The organism is Streptomyces cahuitamycinicus (assembly GCF_002891435.1).
In the GTDB taxonomy this organism is placed as follows: Bacteria; Actinomycetota; Actinomycetes; order Streptomycetales; family Streptomycetaceae; genus Streptomyces; species Streptomyces cahuitamycinicus.
Genome location: NZ_POUC01000903.1, coordinates 1 through 840 on the forward strand (window position 1 = coordinate 1; position 840 = coordinate 840).

The following is an 840-nucleotide window of genomic DNA, read 5'->3' on the forward strand; positions in this document are numbered from 1 at the left end:
GGCTGAGATGTCGATGGGTGCCGCCGCGGCGTGTGCGGGGGTGGCCGTCTGGCTACTGGGTGAGCGTCGGGAGGCGGCGCGGCGGGCGCGGCTGCTGCTCGCGGGCAGCGAAGCCGCGGGGAGCGGACCGCCCGGGTGGCGGCGGATGACCGGTGAACTGCGGCATGTCCGCGGGCGGCTGCGGCCCGAGTGGTGGTCGCCGGTGGCCGGTCTGATCCTGGCGGTGCTCGGGGCGTCGGTGCTGCCGGCCGTCCTGGGCGCGGCCGGAGTGCCGTTGCTGCGGCGGGCCCGGCTGGCCGGCCGGGCGCGGCGGGACCGGGAGCGCCGGGCCGACGCGGTGGTGGCGTTGTGCGGAGCGCTCGCCGGCGAGGTGCGGGCCGGACGCCAGCCGGGTGAGGCGCTGCTGCGGTCCGCGCGGGACTGCGGCGGACTCGCGGACGCGCAGGCGACGGTGCTGGCGGCGGCGCGGTTCGGCGGTGACGTGCCGGACGCGCTCGCCACGGCGGCCCGGCAGGCGGGTGCCGAGGGACTGCGGGGACTCGCGGCGTGCTGGCGGGTCGCCGTGGACCAGGGTGCCGGGCTCGCCGCCGGACTCGACCGGCTGGCCGCCGCTCTGCGCGCCGAACGTGATCAGCGCTCGGATCTGCGGGCCCAGCTGGCGGGCGCCCGGGCCACGGCGGTGATGCTCGCCGGGCTGCCGGCCCTGGGGCTGCTCATCGGCACCGCCCTCGGGGCCGAGCCCCTGCACGTGCTGCTGCACACCGGGGCGGGGCTGGGTTGCCTGACGGCCGGCGGGGTGCCTGTCTCCTTATACACATCTGACGCTGCCGACGAACCCTA

Annotated in this window: 1 protein-coding gene; it reads left to right on the forward strand. The window is 78.8% G+C overall.

Annotation, left to right across the window (positions count from 1 at the left end; all coding sequences use genetic code 11):
• Window positions 1-13: 13 nt before the first annotated feature.
• Window positions 14-840: type II secretion system F family protein (locus C1J00_RS48680; RefSeq protein WP_102914266.1), on the forward strand; the 827-nt coding region annotated here is incomplete at its 3' end.